Annotated in this window: 8 protein-coding genes and 3 pseudogenes; 6 read left to right on the top strand and 5 right to left on the bottom strand. The window is 54.0% G+C overall.

What is annotated here, in order from left to right; translation table 11 throughout:
* Positions 1–86: 86 nt before the first annotated feature.
* The 3 genes and pseudogenes from ACLD4F_RS07855 to shdA all read left to right on the top strand — a co-directional run bounded on the left by ACLD4F_RS07855 (position 87) and on the right by shdA (position 12,688).
* Entirely contained in the window at positions 87–6,503 is a 6,417-nt protein-coding gene (locus tag ACLD4F_RS07855; protein ID WP_411010769.1) for an adhesion domain-containing protein, read from the top strand.
* Positions 6,504–6,604: pseudogene (locus ACLD4F_RS07850) on the top strand (IS1 family transposase); the annotation flags it as partial. It lies immediately after the preceding gene.
* 500 nt (positions 6,605–7,104) lie between these two features.
* A pseudogene (shdA, locus tag ACLD4F_RS07845) lies at positions 7,105–12,688 on the top strand (fibronectin-binding autotransporter adhesin ShdA).
* A gap of 161 nt (positions 12,689–12,849) precedes the next feature.
* Here the strand turns inward: shdA and xseA are convergent.
* Positions 12,850–14,199: an exodeoxyribonuclease VII large subunit gene (gene xseA / locus ACLD4F_RS07840; protein WP_411010768.1), complete on the bottom strand. Its 1,350-nt coding sequence runs from the start codon at positions 14,197–14,199 to the stop codon at positions 12,850–12,852.
* 160 nt (positions 14,200–14,359) lie between these two features.
* Between xseA and guaB the strand changes: the two genes are divergently transcribed.
* Both guaB and guaA read left to right on the top strand, forming a co-directional pair.
* Positions 14,360–15,826, top strand: a complete 1,467-nt coding sequence (gene guaB / locus ACLD4F_RS07835; protein WP_000944174.1) for an IMP dehydrogenase — start codon at positions 14,360–14,362, stop codon at positions 15,824–15,826.
* A 69-nt stretch (positions 15,827–15,895) separates the two neighbouring features.
* Positions 15,896–17,473 (top strand): glutamine-hydrolyzing GMP synthase, encoded by a 1,578-nt coding sequence (gene guaA / locus ACLD4F_RS07830; RefSeq protein WP_000138293.1) that lies wholly within the window; start codon positions 15,896–15,898, stop codon positions 17,471–17,473.
* Positions 17,474–17,821: 348 nt separating this feature from the next.
* On the opposite strand, the gene leuE is transcribed toward guaA, so the two are convergent.
* The 3 genes from leuE to ACLD4F_RS07815 form a co-directional block, all read right to left on the bottom strand.
* Positions 17,822–18,466, bottom strand: coding sequence for a leucine efflux protein LeuE (leuE, locus tag ACLD4F_RS07825; protein WP_411010767.1), 645 nt, complete (start codon positions 18,464–18,466; stop codon positions 17,822–17,824).
* Positions 18,467–19,316: 850 nt separating this feature from the next.
* Complete coding sequence (locus ACLD4F_RS07820) at positions 19,317–19,646, bottom strand: DUF1493 family protein (protein ID WP_411010766.1); 330 nt, start codon at positions 19,644–19,646, stop codon at positions 19,317–19,319.
* A complete protein-coding gene (locus ACLD4F_RS07815) occupies positions 19,631–20,092 on the bottom strand; it encodes an STM2901 family protein (protein WP_411010765.1) in 462 nt (153 codons plus the stop codon). The genes ACLD4F_RS07820 and ACLD4F_RS07815 overlap by 16 nt, the downstream gene beginning before the upstream one ends.
* A 139-nt stretch (positions 20,093–20,231) precedes the next feature.
* On the opposite strand from ACLD4F_RS07815, the pseudogene ACLD4F_RS07810 reads away from it, so the two are divergent.
* Positions 20,232–20,351: pseudogene (locus ACLD4F_RS07810) on the top strand (hypothetical protein); the annotation flags it as partial.
* Between the two features lie 77 nt (positions 20,352–20,428).
* Here ACLD4F_RS07810 and ACLD4F_RS07805 read toward each other — a convergent pair.
* Complete coding sequence (locus ACLD4F_RS07805; RefSeq protein WP_000075924.1) at positions 20,429–20,620, bottom strand: YfgG family protein; 192 nt, start codon at positions 20,618–20,620, stop codon at positions 20,429–20,431.
* Between the last annotated feature and the right edge of the window lie 76 nt (positions 20,621–20,696).

The raw sequence follows: 20,696 nt of genomic DNA, 5'->3' as shown, positions 1-20,696 counted from the left end.
GGTATTTTCCGCGCACTTTGCTTAGCCGCGCGCTAAGCAAAGTGGGTTGAATCACGACAGAAAATGAAAACGGGTAGCTATCGCTCATGGACGGGAATCGGCAAGTGAATAAAGTTGTACATTTCTTACTGACATTACTGATCATGTTTGCAGCGTCGATCGCGCCTGCGCAGGCGCTATTGAAGGGCGGAACCTGGCAAGAGCTGAACTCAGTCACCGGCGCGGTTAACGGCACCGCGCCGCTGGCCGACGGCGCGATTATTCCCCTGTATCAGGGCAGTACGCTGCTTGACCCTACCAAAACCCACGATATTGAATTCAGCGCCATGCCGCGCGATTTTAGCGCGGATGCTGCCTCAACTTCGATGCAGGCGGTCAATTCCACCGATACCGAAGGCGATCTCTTTAGCGATCCGCCCACCATCGCCTGGGAAAACCGCCAGCCGCCCGCCATGGGTCTGGTATGGGCCGATGCCGCCACGCCCGATACGCCGCTCTCGCCGCAGCCGGTTCCGAACCTGACCTTTTGCGCCCAAAACCTCGCCGGGCGACAGCTGGTGGCCTGGGCGCAGGTGGAAGATGAAACCAACGTTCCCGCGCTGTGGCTCTTTACGAATACCGGGGTGCCGAATTATGCGACCATTCCGCTGTTAAGCCCGAAAGTGACGCTGAATATCAAACCAGCGGTGAGCGACCCTGTTTCTGTGAGCGGCGATCATGTCGATGCCAGTTTTGAAGCATCGAAAGTTAAGGTCGGAGAAAGTATTACTCTTACTGTCACCACCAAAGCGTGTGATGGCAAACCTGCGATCAATGCGCCGTTTGTGATCCGTCGCGAGGATGCAATAAATCGCCAGGGTGTGGTCAATAACGCTAACCCGGTGCGCGTTGGCAATACCGAGTTAACGACTGCGCAAACAGAATATCATGGTGTAACGGACGGGCAGGGCAACGCCACGGTGGTGGTAACGCAAGAGAACGGTCCGGGGGTAAAAACGCGACTTATCGTCTCTTCGCAAAACTATCCCACGCTGACCGACAATGTCGACGTCATTTTCACCACCATCACCAGTCCGGACAGCGATAAGGCCAGTATGTACGGCCACATGATAGAGAGCGCTACCGCGACGCTGAACGGTATAACCTACACCTTCACCCGCCCGAAGCTGGCGGCGGAAGCGAGCGGCGCTGACAAAAGCGTCGTCGATACCAACGAAACCTGGGCGCTGTTCGACTGGAACGGCGCCGATAACCATTGCAATATTCTGCCGGACGCCGAACAACTGGTGCAGATGCGACATGAGCACAGCACGCTGGAAACCTGGACCGGCTGGCCGGTGTCGGGCGATGCAGAATACTGGTCGTCAACCAAAGATCAGATGAGCAATTACCACGCTGCCGTGCATATGAACAGCGCGTCGGTCATCAGGGCCGCCAACAGCGACACGCTGCTGGTCAGTTGTGTGGATAAGGCCCAGCCTGCGGCACACCCGCAGATTACCCTCTCCCCGCAAGGGCCTTATAAAGCACAGGTGGGGGAATCGATTGATTTAGTGATGAGCGTTGTAGATCGGGACACGCAAAAACCGCTGCCTTATCGCTATATGGAGCTGTTTATTGACCCAGCGAAAAACCGCAAAGGAGAGCATCAGGACGCGTGGGATAACCAACGGGTTACCATCAATTCCGAAGATATGCGCGCCTCGTCGCCGGAGCACTATACCGGCGTGACTGACGTTAACGGCCAGGCGCATCTGACGTTAAAACACGACAGCGGCATGGGCGTCGAAACGCCCATCCGCATCGTGATGCCGGATGATGAAGGTGGCAACGTTGAGCTGCCCTTTAGCGTGATTTTCACCGTGATCACTAGCCCGGACGTGGACGGCGCCAGCATGTGGGGCCATATGCAGGGCGTGGTGGATGCAGGCAACCTGTATAAGCGCCCGCAGCTGGCGGTTGAGGCCAGTCATAAAGACGGTCAGTTCAGTGAAAATAATGAAGAATGGGCGACGTTTAATTCAGTCGATAAGGCCACCGCGCAGTGCGGCACTGGCCAGGTGCCAGATCAATCATCGCTTGAACATCTGTACAGTGAGAATGCCAGCGGCAAGATGGAAAGTGAGCACGGCTGGCCGACCAGTGACTTCTTTATTGCGGCGGATAATGACGAGTCGGGAACGGTGCATGTCAACCTGGAAAACGGCAATAGCGGCAAATTTACCAATCAGCCTAACTATCTGACCTGCTCGGCCAATGAAATGGTGGCGGTGCTGGACGTTTACTTCAATGACGACCCGGCGACCAAAAACGCCGATATGACCGCCAAAGTGGGTGAACAGATTAAGCTCAACATCCATTCGCGCAACGCTCTTAACGGCATGGCGATCGCCAATACCGACTTCACCATCACCATGGCGAACGGCAGGCGGCGCGACGGGCTGACGACCGGCTTTACCGATACCAGCAACGGCGAGATACAGTTTGACGGCGTCGGCTACGTTGCCGGGCAGGTTTATCACGGGATCACCGACGCCAACGGCGATGCGGCCATTATTCTCACCCAGAACAAGGGCGTGGGGCTGCTGACACCGTTAAGCATCGTGCCCATCGATTCATTAATCAGTACGCCGGTTTCCCGCAGCGTGAAGTTTACCGTCGCCACCAGCCCGGATACGCCAAAAGCCAAAATGTGGGGCCATATGACCGACACAATTACCGTGGGTGACTGGACCTTTGAGCGGCCCAAACTGGCGGGTGAAGTGAGCAACCCGCTGCGTACCCAGGACGAGAGCAATGAGACCTGGACGCGTGTGGCCCACACCGACGCGGCGAGCAACCCGGATGCGGGCGGCTGCGCGGCGAACCGCCTGCCGCGCATCGACCAGCTTGAGGCGCTGTACAACGCCAACAGCGGCGGCAAGATTCACAGCATCCAGGGCTGGCCAATCTACCTTAACTACTGGTCGTCCACCTACCAGAGCGCCACCACCTGGAAACTGATCGCGCTGGCGAACGGCAGTGAATTTGCCAACAGCAACGTCTCGATTTACACCAGCTGCCTGGCCAGCGACAACCCGGTACCAGCCGCCATCACCATTGAACCGGTCGATCCATCGCTGTGGTACGACGGCAGCGACGTGCATGCAGTCAAAGTGAAAAAGGGCGATACCCTACAGCTCAAGGTGACGGTGAAGGACGCCAGCGGCAACCCGATCCCGGAAGCGCCATTTGTGCTCACCCGCGGCGACGGTTACGATCGCCGGGGCGAAAAGTATACCGCTCAGGACGGCGACGATATGCAAGGCATCGTGACGCCCGTGGTGATCGACGGCGAATCGCTGGCCTGGACCACCACTAAAATGGGGTCGCAGACCGGCCCTGACGGCACCCGCATTATTAGTGTTACCCGCCCGGACACCCACGGCACCCGCACCGCGATTAACGCGACGCTGTATGAAAATGCCGCCGTGAGCGCCAGCATTGACACCATCTTTACCGTCGTCACCAGCCCGGATGTCAGCGTCGCCCGCATGTGGGGGCATATGGCGCCGTCGCTGACGGCGGCAGATGGCGCGGTGTACCAGCGTCCGCTGTTGTACGCTGAGCTGGCCAGTACGGACAATACTACGTCTAAGCAAGAAACCAACGAAACCTGGGCGATTTTTCATGGGCCAGCCAATACAGGGGCAAATTCGGCCCGCTGCGCGGCGGGCTATTACCCTGCCGTTGAGGCGCTGGATTCGCTCTACAGCAAATACCCGAACCGAACGATAAATACTGCCCAGGGCTGGCCGGTCTACTATTCTTACTGGAGCGGATCGAACTCGACGTCACTCTCCAGCGGGGCAAAAGTTGACTTCTATTACGTAGTCGATCTGGCTGATGGTTCGCGTCGGTCAGAAAACAGCTCGCCCAACTCTGTCTGGCAGTACCAAATTTGCGCCAGGACGCCGATACCGCAGGCCACGCAGATCACCCTCACCTCCCCGCAGGCGATGGATGACGCTATTCAGGCGGTGAAGGCGAAAAACAGCGAGTCGATCCCTCTGGTTATTAAGACCACCGATGCTGCGGGAAATCCGATGCCTTATACGCCTTTTTCGCTTAAACGCGACGCCGGGACGGCGCGCAACGCCGACTATAAATTTAGCGCCACCAACGCCACCAACATGACGGTAACGCCGCTCGCCGGTGCGCAGCAACAGTTTTACTATGCCTCGTCGGTTCTGAACGGCGTCACCGGCGCGGACGGTACGCTGGCCCTGACGCTTGCCGAACCCGGCGGCATAGGGGTGAAAAACGTGCTGACCGCGAATCTGTACGACACACCGACGGCGACCTCATCGCTGCCGGTGGCGTTCACCGTCCTCACCAGCCCGGACAGCGACAAGGCCAATATGTACGGCCATATGCCGGAAACCTTCACTGCCAGCAACGGCGCGGAGTTTAAACGCCCGCTACTTTATAGCGAGCTGTCGTCGACGACGAATACGTCTAGCTACAAAGAAACAAATGAAACCTGGTCCACGGTGAATAATTTTAATACCGGTAATTATGGCGCGTGTTCAATGAATCAGATGGCCGCGCTGGCGGATTACCAGTCTCTCTATGGCGATCACCCTGGCGGCAAGGTGACGACCGACATTGGGTTACCCGTTAAAAAGAAATGGTGGGCTGGCGATAGTCTGCTAAAAGATCAATATGTTAACTGGCAGTATATCGATCTCAGTACAGGTATAGGCGGCACCGCGCAGGAGACTCCTGGTAATTACTATTACCAGCTCTGTCTGACTGAACCGCGTCAGATGAAGATCGCGCTCTCTTCGGAAGCATGGAACGCGGACAAATCAGCGGCCGTGGCGAAAAAAGGCGAAACGATACCGATGACGATAACGGTAACGAACACCAGCGGGCAGCCGGTGAGCAACGCGACGGTGAAAATCATGCGCGGCGATGCGCTGTCGCGGGCCGGGAGTGTGTACACCGCCAGCAGCGCGGACGATATTACCTTAAGTAACGTTCAGCCTTCCGGTACGGCCACGTACCTGATGGGGACGACAGGCAAATATCTATACGCGCAAACGGATGTGCAGGGGCGGATAACGTTTACCGTGTCGCAAAATAATAGCGTGGGTCTTAAAACGCCCCTTAGCGTTACCCTTGCCGATGACCGTTCAGCAACGGACAGTAAGGACGTGATATTTACCGTACTGACCAGCCCCGATACCAACAAGGCGAAATATTGGGGCCACATGCCGGAAACGGTGACCAACAGCGCCGGCGTTACGTTCCAACGCCCATTGCTAGCGGTGGAAGCACCGTCAGGCAACACCAGTTACGATATCAATAACGAAACGTGGTCGTCGGTGAAGATGGACAGTCTGTCGAACGTTGGAGCGACGGGATGTGATGAGGATCGTCAACCGCTATATGACGATCTGCAAATGCTGTATAACGATAAGCCAAACGGCGCTATTGGTACGGCGTACGGCTGGCCTATTGGAGGAAATGAAAACTACTGGTGGGCGATGGATGTGGATACGAGTAGCCATAAACGTCAGACGATTAACTTGAGTACCGGCCAGAAACACACGACCACCTCACCATCATCGACTTATCGTCAGGTGTGCCTGGTGGAATCACATACGGTGACGTCCGCCAGTATTACGCTGACCTCAACGGCGATGGACAGCGCGAAAAACGCGGCGGTAGTGGAGAAGGGAGGCGCGATGCCGTTAACGGTGACGGTAAAAGATAGCAGCGGTAACCCGGTCGCCAACGTCGGTTTTACGTTGTCACGTGGCGATTCGAAAAATCGGGCAGGTACGGTGGTAACGGATGGCGACGTGGCAGCGGATGCCGGAGCAGACGATCTCATGCTTAAAGCGCTGACACCCGCAAGCGCCAGCCAAAGTATGACCAGCACCGGGATTGTCTTTACCGGTACTACCGGCAGCGACGGTACGGCAACGTTTACGCTTAATCAGGATAAAAGCCTGGGGTTGAAAACGCCACTCACGGTGAAACTGACGGACAATACGGCTCTTCACGCATCACTGGATGTGATTTTTATGGTACCTACCAGCCCGGATACGGATAAAGCGTTGTTCTGGGGAAATATGTCAGATACGACATCCGTCAATGGAAAAACGCTGTATCGTCCGTGGCTTCAGGCTGAGATGTTGTCAGGCGTGACGCCAGTATTCACCAACGGAGTGCATGCAAATAACGAGTACTGGGCGATGGCGCATACGGTGGACAACACTAAATGGGATATTGCCAAACAGTGTGGTAGCCTTAGCAAAGCACCGGATAATAACGACCTGCTGACGCTGTATCATTCTATTAGCTCGTTAGGCTGGCCGACGCAGGGCTATCCCTATTTATCTAAATCAACCTCGAGCGGCGGCATGTATTGCGGCGTGGATGAGAATACTAAGCAACAAAACTGCGCCATTCAGCCGGCAAGTTCAGCAGGTTATGTGACGTGTGGGGATTAACGTATTAAGCGTCTGACACGAAAAAAATCTGCTTTTCACGTTCAATTGAGCTTCACGAAAAAGTGATCGAAGCATTCATTGAAAAGTATATGTTCTGCTAATTGGAGTCACCACCGTTTGCCGCGAGTGTGTAAAAGCGCTGTCTCCCTTCTGCAACCCGGCATCTGGCGCTACCCATATACTCTAAATAATTCGAGTTGCAGGAACGCAGCCGCAGCACATGCAACTTGAAGTAGGACGAATATATTTACAATAACACCAGGTGTCGCATGATAAACACACCTTTTTGCCTCGCGAATCTATTTATTCCAATATATGTAATCATTAAATGTTATTTACAGTGTGAATGCTTATAGAATGGATAAATATATTTATATAAATTATAAATCAAACAGAAATTGACCTGCCATTGAAATAATCCTTGAAATTGGTTAATAATTTGGCTTTGATAATATATTGTAACAGGTGGTTGCAATCATTCGTAGCGCCATGTTTTTGTTATTTATTATTTAACTCATTGATATACACCATTTAAACGTTATTTACAGCCCAATCAAAATCAAGCTTGCTTCGTGAACGTTATTAAAAGGAAATTTAAAAATTGAACAGGACCTACAGTATTGTCTGGAGCGCCGTGCGAAATATGTATATCGTGGCTTCAGAACTGGCGCGAGGCCACAGCAAAGTTAAAATACAGGCGCACGCTAATGAAGTCTCCCCTTTTATTAAAAAGCCTGAGTCAGGATGGACAATTAGTGCAAAACACAATGCGCTGACCTTTGCAATTGTTGCCGCGCTTGGGCTCGCCAGCCCGCTGGCCATGGCCGATAATTCGGTGTCCTACATTGACGGAGTTGACCACGACCTGAACGCAGAAACGTCGCCGATGTTCTATTCTGGCGCCGATGTTCTATTCTGGCGCCGATGAAGGCGCCGCGCTGTACCTCGAAGGCTTACCTACTCAAGGCCAGGGCTGGCAGCCCACTTCAGCCACGGGCACGAATATCGAGATTGGAACGGACGGCGGTGGAGCCCCCCTTTCAAGTGGCGGTGATGCGGTGGCTACAGCGATTTCGCTCTATCGGGGAGCAACACTTGAACTGACCGAGGCAAAAATTTATACGAAGGGAAGATATACCCAAGGTATCAACCTCGACGAGCAAAGCAACCTGACGTTGAATGGAGGAAGCCTTGAGGTTGAAGGCAATTACGGCATTTTGACGCTCTATAAAAATTCACAAGCCACCCTGATTGGCACCGAGGTCACCGCAACGGCGGACACAAGCAGCGACATATCGTTACAGCAAGGCAGCACGCTGAACATCAAGGACGGGAGTAAAATCACGCTCACGAGGGGGCAATTGAGTGTGGTTGGCGACACGAACGGCAACGCCTTCCTGAATGTGAGCGATAGTACGGTGAGTTCTACGGGCGCGGATAGTACGGTTGTTGCCGCCAACCGGGGTATTCTCAATATCAAGAACTCTTCCGTCACGCACAATAACGCCACAGGTGCCGCCATTGAGGCATCAAGCGCGTCGACGCTGAACGTTTCCGGTGATGATAAGAGTCAGATGATCGTCAACTCCAAAGGCGTTGGCGTGAAAGGCATTGCTTCAAGCGTAGAGATTGACGGAGCAACCATCACCGCCGACGACGACGGCATTTTAATGACAAGCCAGGGAAAAAGCGGTTGGTATGACGATACTAACGCGTTAACCGTCAATAATGCGAACGTCGCCTCCCAAACCGCCGCGCTGCACGTTGACAGCAAAACGAATATTAACGACCCTATCGAGCTCACCAACAGCACATTGACCGGTCCGACCGCCATCAAACTGGAAAGCGCGGTGACCGTACAGGCTAACAGTACAACGCTTGATGGCAACGTTGACGCGGGAATCACCGCATCGTCCTTGTCACTGACCAATTCTTCACTGCAAGGAAGCGTCAACGGCGTTTATAGCTCATTAACACTTGACGCCGACAGCCAGTGGACCATGAGCGGCAGTTCGGCGCTTGGAAGCCTGACCAGCAATGGCGAAATTACCCTCGGAGACGGTAGCGCTTCGGCAAAAACATTACAAATCACTAACGCGCTCACGCTACAAAACGATAGCCAACTGAACATCACGCTATCTGCCACTGACTCCCCGGCGATCACCACCGCTAGCGCCACACTTGATGGTTCACTGACCTTAAATCTCGATTCAACAGCGGCTTTTGGAGACCCGACATCGGATCAACAGTTCAAGTCAATTACCCTGATTGATTCTGATAACGCAATAAGCACCAATGTTGACAGTCTGACAACGAATATCGACACCGACTCACTGCCAGATTACCTGACCTTCGGCGTCGACGTTGACGCTAACGATAACACCAACTTCGTTCTGGAGCAGCAGCTCAGTTGGAATGCTAACGCGACTTCCATTAGCGAAGCGAGCGGCACCTTTACCCTCGGTGATAATGAAACGTTTGAAGTTACCAGCGAGCTGAGTAAGGTTTCCCCCGTACCTGGCGGCTGGGACGGCGAAACGTTGACCAAAGAAGGCGATGGCACGCTCATTCTCAGCAACACGGCGAATGACTATGGCAATACCAACATTAACGGCGGTACGCTGTCTGCGAATGATGCCGCCGCGCTCGGCAGTGGCGACGTGGCCATTGCAGAAAGCGCAACGCTTGCGCTGAGCCAGGGCACGCTGGATAACAACGTGACCGGCGAGGGCCAAATTGTCAAAAGCGGTAGCGATGAGCTGATCGTGACCGGCGATAACAATTACTCCGGCGGCACCACTATTTCTGGCGGTACGCTGACGGTTGACCATGCGGATTCGTTGGGGACCGGGACTATTGCCAACAGCGGTGTGCTTCAGGTCGGCGAGGGCGAACTGGAAAATACGCTCTCCGGCAGCGGCTCGCTGGTGAAAACCGGTACGGGCGAGCTGACGTTAAGCGGCGATAACACTTACTCCGGCGGCACCACCATTGCCGGTGGTACGCTGACGGCTGACCATGCGGATTCGCTGGGGACCGGGACTATTGCCAACAGCGGCGTGCTTAAGGTGGGCGAGGGCGAGCTGGAAAATACGCTTTCCGGCACCGGTTCGCTGGTGAAAATCGGCACGGGCGAGCTGACGTTAAGCGGCGACAACACTTACTCCAGCGGCACCACCATTGACGACGGTGTGCTGATTGCCGCCAACGTTAACGCGCTGAGCGGCGGTGATGTCGACAACAGCGGTACGCTGATGCTGGATGCCAACGGCGCATTCGAGCTTGCGAACATCACCACCCATACCGGCGCCACTACCGCGCTGGCGGCGGGCAGCACCCTTGGCGCGAGCCAGCTCACCCAGGAAGACGGCAGTACGCTAAGTATTGACCTCGGCGCGGCCACCGACGACGCAGTAATTACCGCCGACAGCGTCACGCTGGGCGGCACTCTGAATGTTACCGGCATCGGCAGCGTTACAGACAGCTGGACGCCCGAGGCATACACCTACACGCTGATTGACAGCGACAGCGCCATTACGAGCGATTTCGACGATCTGACCATTGCAGGGATGAACCGCGAAGATGTTGACTTCCTGACTATCGACGGAAAAGTCGATGAAACGGACAACACCCACTATGATCTGACAGCCTCCCTCTCCTGGTATGCGGACAGAGACAACGCCACTACCGACGCCCACGGCACCTTTACCCTGAGCGACCCTGACGGCAGCTTTAACGTTGCGGCTACACTGACAGACGTTGATGACACGCTGGATCCGGGTAGCAGATGGGACGGTAAATCGCTGACCAAAGAAGGCGCAGGCACGCTGTTCCTCTCCGGCGACAACGACTACAGCGGCGGCACCACCATCAATGAAGGTACGCTGGTCGCCGCCAGTACGACGGCGCTGGGCACCGGTCTGATAGACAATAACGCCACGCTGGTGCTGGACGCAGACGGTGAAGTCAGCGCGGTGGGCGGCATCACCACTCATAGCGGCGCGACGACCCAACTGGCGCTCGGCACCTCGTTGGATCTCGGCGACAGCGCGTTAATTCAGCAAGATGGCAGTACGCTGAACGTTGAGCTGAATAGTGACTCAGTGCAACCGCTGATTACCGGCAGCAGCGCCACGCTTGGCGGCGATTTGGTCGTCAGCGACGCCAGCCTGCAAGCGCGCGCCTCTGACGCGGAGTTCCAGTCCTTTAAACTGATGGATATGACCAGCGATATCAGCGGCGACTTTACCAGCCTGACGATGAACCTCACTGACAAGCCGGACTATCTGACCGTAACCGGGACAATCAATCCTGAAGATGCGTCAGAATATCTGCTTACCGAAGGGCTGAGCTGGAATGCGACCGCCACGTCAGCGACGCCAGCACACGGCACCTTCACTCTGGGCGCAGGCGATAGCTTTGAAGTCACCAGCGTACTGGGCGATAAAACCGGCAACGGCGACTGGGATGGTAAAACGTTGACCAAACTGGGCGCGGGTAAACTGACGCTGAGCGGCGCGAACACTTACACCGGCGATACTAACGTACAGGAAGGCACGCTGTGGCTGTCCGGAGACGGTACGATTGGCGAAATGGGCAGCCAGCAGGCGGTGAACGTCGCTTCCGGGGCGACCTTCGGCGGCAGCAACGGTACGACCGTTAACGGTAAGGTGACCAACGAAGGGACGCTGGTCTTTGGCGACAGCGAGGAAACAGGCGCCATCTTCACCCTCAATGGCGATCTGATCAACATGGGGACAATAACCAGCGGTAGCAGTGCCAGCACGCCTGGCAATACGCTTTATGTCGATGGCAATTACACCGGCAACGGCGGCTCGCTTTACCTGAATACCGTCCTGGGCGACGATGATTCGGCGACCGATAAGTTGGTGATTACCGGCGATGCCTCCGGCACCACCGATCTGTACATCAACGGCATCGGCGATGGAGCACAGACCACTAACGGTATCGAAGTGGTGGATGTTGGCGGCGTATCGACCAGCGATGCGTTTGAGCTAAAAAATGAGGTTAACGCCAGTCTGTATACCTACCGTCTGTACTGGAATGAAAGTGACAACGACTGGTATCTGGCGTCAAAAGCACAGTCTGATGATGACGACAGCGGCGGTGATGACACGCCTTCGGATGGCGGTGACGATGGCGGTAATGTCACGCCTCCGGACGACGGCGGCGACGGCGGCGATGTCACGCCTCCGGACGATGGCGGCGATGTCGCACCGCAGTACCGTGCGGATATCGGCGCGTACATGGGCAACCAGTGGATGGCGCGCAACCTGCAAATGCAGACCCTCTATGACCGCGAGGGCAGCCAGTATCGTAATGCCGATGGCAGCGTATGGGCGCGCTTCAAAGCGGGTAAAGCGGAATCCGAGGCTGTCAGCGGCAATATCGATATGGACAGCAACTACTCCCAGTTCCAGCTAGGCGGCGACATTCTGGCCTGGGGTAACGGCCAGCAGAGCTTTACCGTTGGCGTCATGGCGAGCTACATCAACGCCGATACCGACAGCACCGGTAACCGTGGCGCAGACGGTAGCCAGTTCACCAGTAGCGCCAACGTAGACGGCTACAACCTCGGTGTCTATGCCACCTGGTTTGCCGATGCCCAAACGCATAGCGGCGCGTATGTCGATAGCTGGTATCAATACGGTTTCTACAACAACAGCGTAGAGAGCGGTGATGCGGGATCTGAATCTTATGATTCAACCGCTAACGCTGTCTCGCTGGAAACCGGTTATCGCTACGATATTGCGCTTAGCAACGGCAATACTGTCAGTCTGACGCCGCAGGCGCAGGTTGTCTGGCAGAATTACTCAGCGGATAGCGTGAAGGATAACTACGGCACCCGGATCGATGGTCAGGATGGCGACAGTTGGACAACGCGCCTGGGTCTGCGTGTTGACGGCAAGCTGTACAAAGGCAGCCGTACGGTTATCCAGCCGTTTGCTGAAGCTAACTGGCTGCACACCAGCGATGATGTGTCGGTATCGTTTGATGATGCCACGGTGAAACAGGATCTTCCGGCTAACCGTGCGGAGCTGAAAGTGGGTCTGCAGGCAGATATCGATAAGCAGTGGAGCGTTCGCGCTCAGGTTGCCGGGCAGACTGGCAGCAATGACTTTGGCGATCTGAACGGTAGCCTCAATCTGCGCTATAACTGGTAAGTTAGACAAAACCGGGCGGGTGTTCCCTGCCCGGTTTTGAGGCGAATGACAAACCGGTTGATCGTCAGATTATGGCTACACCTTATCCGACGTGGCGCGTAGGTTGGCTGAGGCGAAGTCGAAACCCAACATCGCGCTGCAAAGGGTGGGGGAATATTGGATTACGTGCCCGGCGTGACGGATTTGACTTCACTTTCAAGCCAGCCGTCCTCCAGTCGCGTGGTCATAATATCGCCTGCTTTGACCTGTTTGATCTTTTTCAGCACCTTGCCGTTCGTTGTCGTCGAAACCGTATAGCCGCGCGCCAGCGTGGCTAACGGGCTGACCGCTTCCAGATGCGTGACCGCGTTGCCAAAGCGTTCGCGCTGTTCGCTTAACCGTGAGCGGATATTCTCCGTCAGACGATATTCCAGCTGTTGGATGCGCGACTGCGCGCGGTGAATGCGCGGCTGCGGATTTTGCTGGCTCAGGCGTTGACTTACGCGCTGTTGGCGCTGAGTGGCCTGCTTAATCCTGGCCTCAAGCGCAAATCCCATCCGTTGGCGTAAACGTTCCAGCGCGGTTTGCTGATGGGCCAGACGCAGTTGCGGATGTTGCTGTTGCAGACGGTGAAAAATCTGCGTGAAACGGCGGCTGCGGTTGGCGAGGTAGTAGTCCATCGCCATGCCCAGACGCTGTTGGGCGGATTGAATCTGGCGCAACAACTCCTGCTGGTTGCGGCTGACAATTTCTGCAGCTGCTGATGGCGTCGGCGCGCGCAGGTCGGCGACAAAATCAGCTATCGTGACGTCCGTTTCGTGACCGACGGCGCTGACCACCGGAATACGGCTGGCAAAAATCGCCCGCGCCACGCGTTCGTCGTTAAAACTCCACAAATCTTCCAGCGAACCGCCGCCGCGCCCGACGATCAGTACATCACATTCGCCGCGCGCGTTCGCCAGTTCGATAGCACGAACGATCTGCCCCGGCGCGTCGTCGCCCTGGACCGCCGTCGGGTAGATAATTACGGGCAGGGATGGGTCACGACGCTTTAGCACGTGGAGAATATCGTGCAGCGCCGCGCCGGTTTTCGAGGTGATCACCCCCACGCAGTGGGCCGGGGAGGGCAACGGTTGTTTATGCTGCTGATCGAACAACCCTTCGGCCTGCAGTTTGGCTTTTAGCAGCTCATATTTCTGCTGCAACAAGCCTTCGCCCGCGGGCTGCATACTTTCGGCGATGATTTGATAATCGCCGCGCGGCTCGTACAGCGTGATATTGGCGCGGACTAACACCTGCTGCCCGTGCTGCGGGCGGAACGTCACCCGGCGATTGCTGTTACGGAACATCGCACAGCGCACCTGAGCGGTATCGTCTTTGAGCGTAAAGTACCAGTGGCCCGACGCAGGCTGCGTGAAATTAGAAATCTCGCCGCTGATCCATACCTGTCCCATCTCCTGTTCTAACAGCAGACGAACCGTCTGGTTAAGGCGGCTTACGGTAAAAATTGAGGAAGTTTGAGAGGATAACATGTGAGCGGGATCAAATTCTAAATCAGCAGGTTATTTAATCGATAGTAACCTGCTCACGGGGGATCGCAAGCACTATTTGCAAAAAAATGTAGATGCAACCGATTACGTTCTGTATAATGCCGCGGCAATATTTATTAACCTCCCAGGTGAGATATTGCCCATGCTACGTATCGCTAAAGAAGCCCTGACGTTTGACGACGTCCTCCTTGTTCCCGCTCACTCCACCGTTTTGCCGAATACTGCCGATCTCAGCACGCAGTTGACGAAAACTATTCGTCTGAATATTCCTATGCTTTCTGCGGCGATGGACACCGTGACGGAAGCGCGCCTGGCAATTGCCCTGGCCCAGGAAGGCGGCATTGGTTTTATCCACAAAAACATGTCCATTGAGCGCCAGGCGGAAGAAGTTCGCCGCGTGAAGAAACACGAGTCCGGCGTAGTGACCGACCCGCAGACCGTCCTGCCAACCACCACGTTGCATGAAGTGAAAGCCCTGACCGAGCGTAACGGTTTTGCGGGCTATCCGGTGGTGACTGAAGATAACGAGCTGGTGGGTATCATCACCGGTCGTGACGTGCGTTTTGTGACTGACCTGAACCAGCCGGTTAGCGTTTACATGACGCCGAAAGAGCGTCTGGTGACCGTTCGTGAAGGCGAAGCCCGTGAAGTCGTGCTGGCAAAAATGCACGAAAAACGCGTAGAAAAAGCGCTGGTCGTTGATGATAACTTCCATCTGCTTGGCATGATTACCGTAAAAGATTTCCAGAAAGCGGAACGTAAACCAAACTCCTGTAAAGATGAGCAGGGCCGTTTACGTGTCGGCGCGGCGGTCGGCGCAGGCGCGGGCAACGAAGAGCGCGTTGACGCGCTGGTGGCGGCAGGCGTTGACGTCCTGCTGATCGACTCTTCTCACGGTCATTCGGAAGGTGTTCTGCAACGTATCCGTGAAACCCGTGCTAAATATCCTGACCTGCAAATCATCGGCGGCAACGTCGCCACTGGCGCAGGCGCTCGCGCACTGGCGGAAGCCGGTTGCAGCGCGGTGAAAGTGGGTATCGGCCCTGGCTCTATCTGTACGACTCGTATCGTGACTGGCGTGGGCGTTCCGCAGATCACCGCTGTTTCTGACGCGGTAGAAGCGCTGGAAGGCACCGGGATTCCGGTTATCGCTGACGGCGGTATCCGTTTCTCAGGCGATATCGCCAAAGCCATCGCCGCAGGCGCGAGCGCGGTAATGGTGGGCTCTATGCTGGCCGGTACCGAAGAATCCCCGGGCGAAATCGAACTCTACCAGGGCCGTTCGTACAAATCTTACCGCGGCATGGGCTCGCTGGGCGCGATGTCCAAAGGTTCCTCCGACCGTTACTTCCAGAGCGACAACGCCGCCGACAAACTGGTGCCGGAAGGTATCGAAGGCCGCGTAGCCTATAAAGGTCGCCTGAAAGAGATCATTCACCAGCAGATGGGCGGCCTGCGCTCCTGTATGGGGCTGACCGGTTGTGCTACCATCGACGAACTGCGTACTAAAGCGGAGTTTGTGCGTATCAGCGGTGCGGGTATCCAGGAAAGCCACGTTCACGACGTGACCATCACCAAAGAGTCCCCGAACTACCGTCTGGGCTCCTGATTTTCTTCGCCCGACCTTCGCGTCGGGCGATTTATTTAATCTGTTTCACTTGCCTCGGAATAAGCGTCAATGACGGAAAACATTCATAAGCATCGCATCCTCATTCTGGACTTCGGTTCTCAGTACACTCAACTGGTTGCACGCCGCGTGCGTGAGCTGGGTGTTTACTGCGAACTGTGGGCGTGGGATGTGACAGAAGCACAAATTCGTGACTTCAACCCAAGCGGCATTATTCTTTCCGGCGGCCCGGAAAGCACCACCGAAGAAAACAGCCCGCGCGCGCCGCAGTATGTCTTTGAAGCAGGCGTGCCGGTATTTGGCGTCTGCTACGGGATGCAGACCATGGCGATGCAGCTTGGCGGTCATGTAGAAGGTTCTAATGAGCGTGAATTTGGTTACGCGCAGGTCGAAGTGTTGACCGACAGCGCGCTGGTTCGCGGTATTGAAGATTCCCTGACCGCCGACGGCAAACCGCTGCTTGATGTCTGGATGAGCCATGGTGATAAAGTGACGGCGATTCCGTCCGACTTCGTGACCGTCGCCAGCACCGAGAGCTGCCCGTTCGCCATTATGGCCAACGAAGAAAAACGCTTCTACGGCGTACAGTTCCACCCGGAAGTGACTCACACCCGCCAGGGGATGCGGATGCTGGAGCGTTTTGTACGTGATATCTGCCAGTGTGAAGCCCTGTGGACACCGGCGAAGATCATCGACGACGCCGTGGCGCGCATTCGCGAGCAGGTTGGCGACGATAAAGTGATCCTCGGTCTCTCCGGCGGCGTGGATTCTTCCGTCACCGCGATGCTGCTGCACCGCGCGATCGGTAAAAATCTGACCTGTGTTTTCGTCGACAACGGCCTGTTGCGCCTCAACGAAGCCGAGCAGGTGATGGACATGTTTGGCGACCATTTTGGTCTGAACATTGTTCACGTACCGGCAGAAGATCGCTTCCTGTCCGCGCTGGCTGGTGAGAACGATCCGGAAGCCAAGCGTAAGATCATCGGTCGCGTTTTTGTGGAAGTGTTCGACGAAGAAGCGCTGAAACTGGAAGATGTGAAATGGCTGGCGCAGGGCACCATCTACCCTGACGTTATCGAATCTGCGGCGTCTGCAACTGGTAAAGCGCACGTCATCAAATCTCACCACAATGTCGGCGGCCTGCCGAAAGAGATGAAGATGGGGCTGGTTGAACCGCTGAAAGAGCTGTTCAAAGACGAAGTACGTAAGATTGGTCTGGAGCTGGGCCTGCCGTACGACATGCTGTATCGCCATCCGTTCCCGGGGCCGGGCCTCGGCGTACGCGTACTGGGCGAAGTGAAGAAAGAGTACTGCGACCTGCTGCGCCGTGCTGACGCTATCTTCATTGAAGAGCTGCGCAAAGCGGATCTGTACGACAAAGTCAGTCAGGCGTTTACCGTCTTCCTGCCGGTCCGTTCCGTTGGCGTCATGGGCGATGGTCGTAAGTATGACTGGGTTGTCTCTCTGCGTGCCGTCGAAACCATCGACTTTATGACCGCACACTGGGCGCACCTGCCGTATGACTTCCTCGGTCGTGTTTCCAACCGCATCATCAATGAAGTCAACGGGATTTCCCGTGTGGTGTATGACATCAGCGGTAAACCACCGGCTACCATTGAGTGGGAATAAGCCGATAATCCTTCCTGTGTTTTCATGAACAGGTAAAAGTGAATTTAACCCTCTGTTTTTGCAGAGGGTTTTTGTTTATGTGCATAGATGAGTTTTCTGTGTAGCGCACAGCTCCTGACGGCAAATTTGACGTAATCATCGGAAAAGTAAACAGTACGAGAGCGATGGAGTAAGCAGCAGGAGTTCGAGCGAATGCGGCAACGTTTTGTGCTGTCTCAGCTCACTCATAGTTTTCCTCGAATTGCATGCATGAAAGCCAGACTACAATGTCCGCCGTGAGCGAGGAGCGGTCGTCCCATCCAGCGTAAGAACGTAAAAAAACCGCCGTGAGGCGGTTTAGTTGTTCAGTTAGGAAGTGGCGCTTGCGAGTCGTGCTGCAAATCCAATGAAGAACATACCTACCAGCGTGTTTCCAATGGTTGATAATCTACGGTTGCCTTTCAGACGGCTTAGCAGATAAGAGCCGCAGAAAACGAGGAAACCGAAATAAGCGAGAGTAATCGCGAACATTACCGCAGCAAGAATGATAAACGCCATCCAGGAGTGTTCAACCTGAACATTGATGAACTGGGCGAAAAAAGAGATATAGAACAGTAGCGTCTTTGGATTCAGTAGAGTAACCAGCATTCCGCGCCCGATGATCCCCTTAGCATTAGCTGAAGATTTCTTTTCCTCACTCGTTTCGATAGCGGGCTTAAAGATAGTGCGTATCGTCTGGACACCGAGATAGAAAAGATAGGCAGCACCTGCGTATTTGATGGCGTTAAACAAGGCAGGGGTTGAGCTTATGACCGCAGCCAGCCCACACCATGCCAGCAGAACCAGAAGTACGTCACTCATGAGAATGGAAAATATGGCAGCAAAGCCTCGTTTGATGCCGCTCGTAATGCTTGTTTTAATCACGAACATGGTCTCAGGGCCAGGAGCAAGGACTATCAGTGTCGCACCAAGCAGATACGTCCAGAAATTCACGATACCAAAATCAGCAAACATTTTTACTCCAGCTCTATTGTTTTCAACGAGGTTATTCTAACGTAACAGGCCATAATGAAAACACATCATGGCTACTTTCAATTCAGCCAATGTTCGCTTCTGGCACCAGGCCGACTACGCCTAAAAAGTTTCAGAGCTTACTGGGCTCTTTACAAAACAAATCCTGACGTATGGGACTGGTCACCTTATTCTCCTCCCACGATGGTTATCTTCCTGATTTCGCATTGACGATGGCGGATAGGGCGGAACCGCAGGTGACCTTTGAGTATACATTTATGGTAAAGCACTGCATCGACACAATAGCGGGTTCCTGAAGCGCGTTGAGGTTGAGCCACGTCCGGCTATCGCAGATGGGCTTTACCTTCGCTTTGCAGCAGATCGCGACGCCTTGAGCTTGTCCAGGTTATCCGTGGCGATTCAGATCGCCTAAATCACGTACTCGCCAATCGCAGGTTTCCATCTGCAAGCCATTCTATGTATTTAGAGCCTATCCCACCAGGCGTTATTGGCGCAGCCAGTTTGGACACGGACAGCGCGCTAAAACCGGAGCGTACACGTAGTACGTGAGGATTTTGAGCACTGCCAGGACCAAAATGGCAAGTAAAATAGCCCTAATGGGATAGGCTCTTACTAATAATCATGAAAATATATACCCTTCATACTTCAAGTTGCTTATGTGTTGGCTACGCTCGTTCACCCCAGTCACATAGTTATCTATGCTCCTGGGGACTCACTCCCTTGCCGCCTTTAAGCAACTCGAATTATTTTGGGTATACACCTAATCATATTACCGTTATGATAATAAAAAATGTCCAAATAATGGGTATTTAAAATATAATAACTTTATTTTTTAACTATATAACCAACGTCCAGCTTTAGCACTTTCAACGAGCATACCAACTGTTAGTGTCTTACGCGGATCAGGCTCTTTATTTCCAAAGTACTCTGGATTCAGATAGTTGAGTATGTCAAATCCTTCTGAATCTACATTCCAACGCTTGAAGTACTCTTGTAGAAGTTCTTCACTATCTTCAAAAACGAGTTTAAGATCATCCCTAATACTGGTATCAAGCGTGATGGTTCGCTTTGGCCCACAGAGAAAGTACTTTTTAGTGTTATATTCCTGATCGATAAAATCGATAATTTCTTTCTCAATATCTCTCATTAGAAGTACATCCACTGAATGCGATCTTTAGGAACCGCCACACAATTAAATGTATCTTTAATATCACGCTGGATATCATAAATCGTAGTGAATGTCATAACCCAACCGAGCCAGGGTACATTACGACCAACGAAACGACCTAAATTATTCGTTGAGCTTAGCTGTAATGAGTTGATGGTTTTGCCTGTCAACGTTGGTAATCTGATCCCAGGAGGCAGTTTATAGTTCAACCAATTACTGATGTACTTAGAAGCAATTGATGTTCCTGGCGTTGTCCCACGAGGTTTACCCCTCGTAGGTAGAACTGGTTGCCCTGAGATAACCAGTGCAGCATCGACCGCTGAGATCCCCAGATGATCGCTCACAACGGCGATGGTGATAGCCCACCATAGTTGTTGTGGTGTCAGGTTGGATAACCCGCCGTAGAAGTACGTACCATTCAATGTTTCAGTAGTGTCCATTTACTCACCCCTTCTAACCATGACCAAAAATTATACAACACCTAATCTCTTTGTTCTAACTAATAATTACGGGGTAGTAAGCGATTCACCTCTTTGAAAAAAAAGATCATCGGGGTTGTTTTGCAGTACATGATAGGGGCACGCTGAAGGCTATCGGGTTTTGTATTCGGTCGAGGGAATCTTAGTAACCGCGCATGTGATCTTATCACCCAGGCAGGATATCCCGCGGTTGCTCTTTAAGCGTCTGATCATGGCCTGAACCCATTGAGTGGGTTGTCTTTTTGCGTTAACGCTAAAGCTTCTTTTTCTTGCGCGGGCTTTTTAACGGATAACAGCTTAACGTTGTCCCGGCGTGGTGACAGAAAGCGATGACTGTTGCGCTTCTTTTTTATCCTGATGGTGCTGCCAGGCGCCGATAGAAGAGTAGACGAAACGTCCAAAGAAGAAGAGAAAACTGATAAGCAGTACGATACGGGTCATGCGAGTGTTAAATCGATGTCGTTTTCGCATACTGTTGGCCTGACTCACAAAGGGTTCCTTAACGTTGGCCCAGCGGTATGGGCGGGATCAGGCTGGGTTCTTCAAGGGTATTATCAAGGCGAAG

Origin of the sequence: Salmonella sp. 741265050_HSA (assembly GCF_046569445.1) — a bacterium.
GTDB classification, from domain to species: Bacteria; Pseudomonadota; Gammaproteobacteria; order Enterobacterales; family Enterobacteriaceae; genus Salmonella; species Salmonella enterica.
The sequence above is the reverse complement of the archived record's forward strand: the minus strand, read 5'-3'. Positions and strand labels throughout refer to the sequence as shown.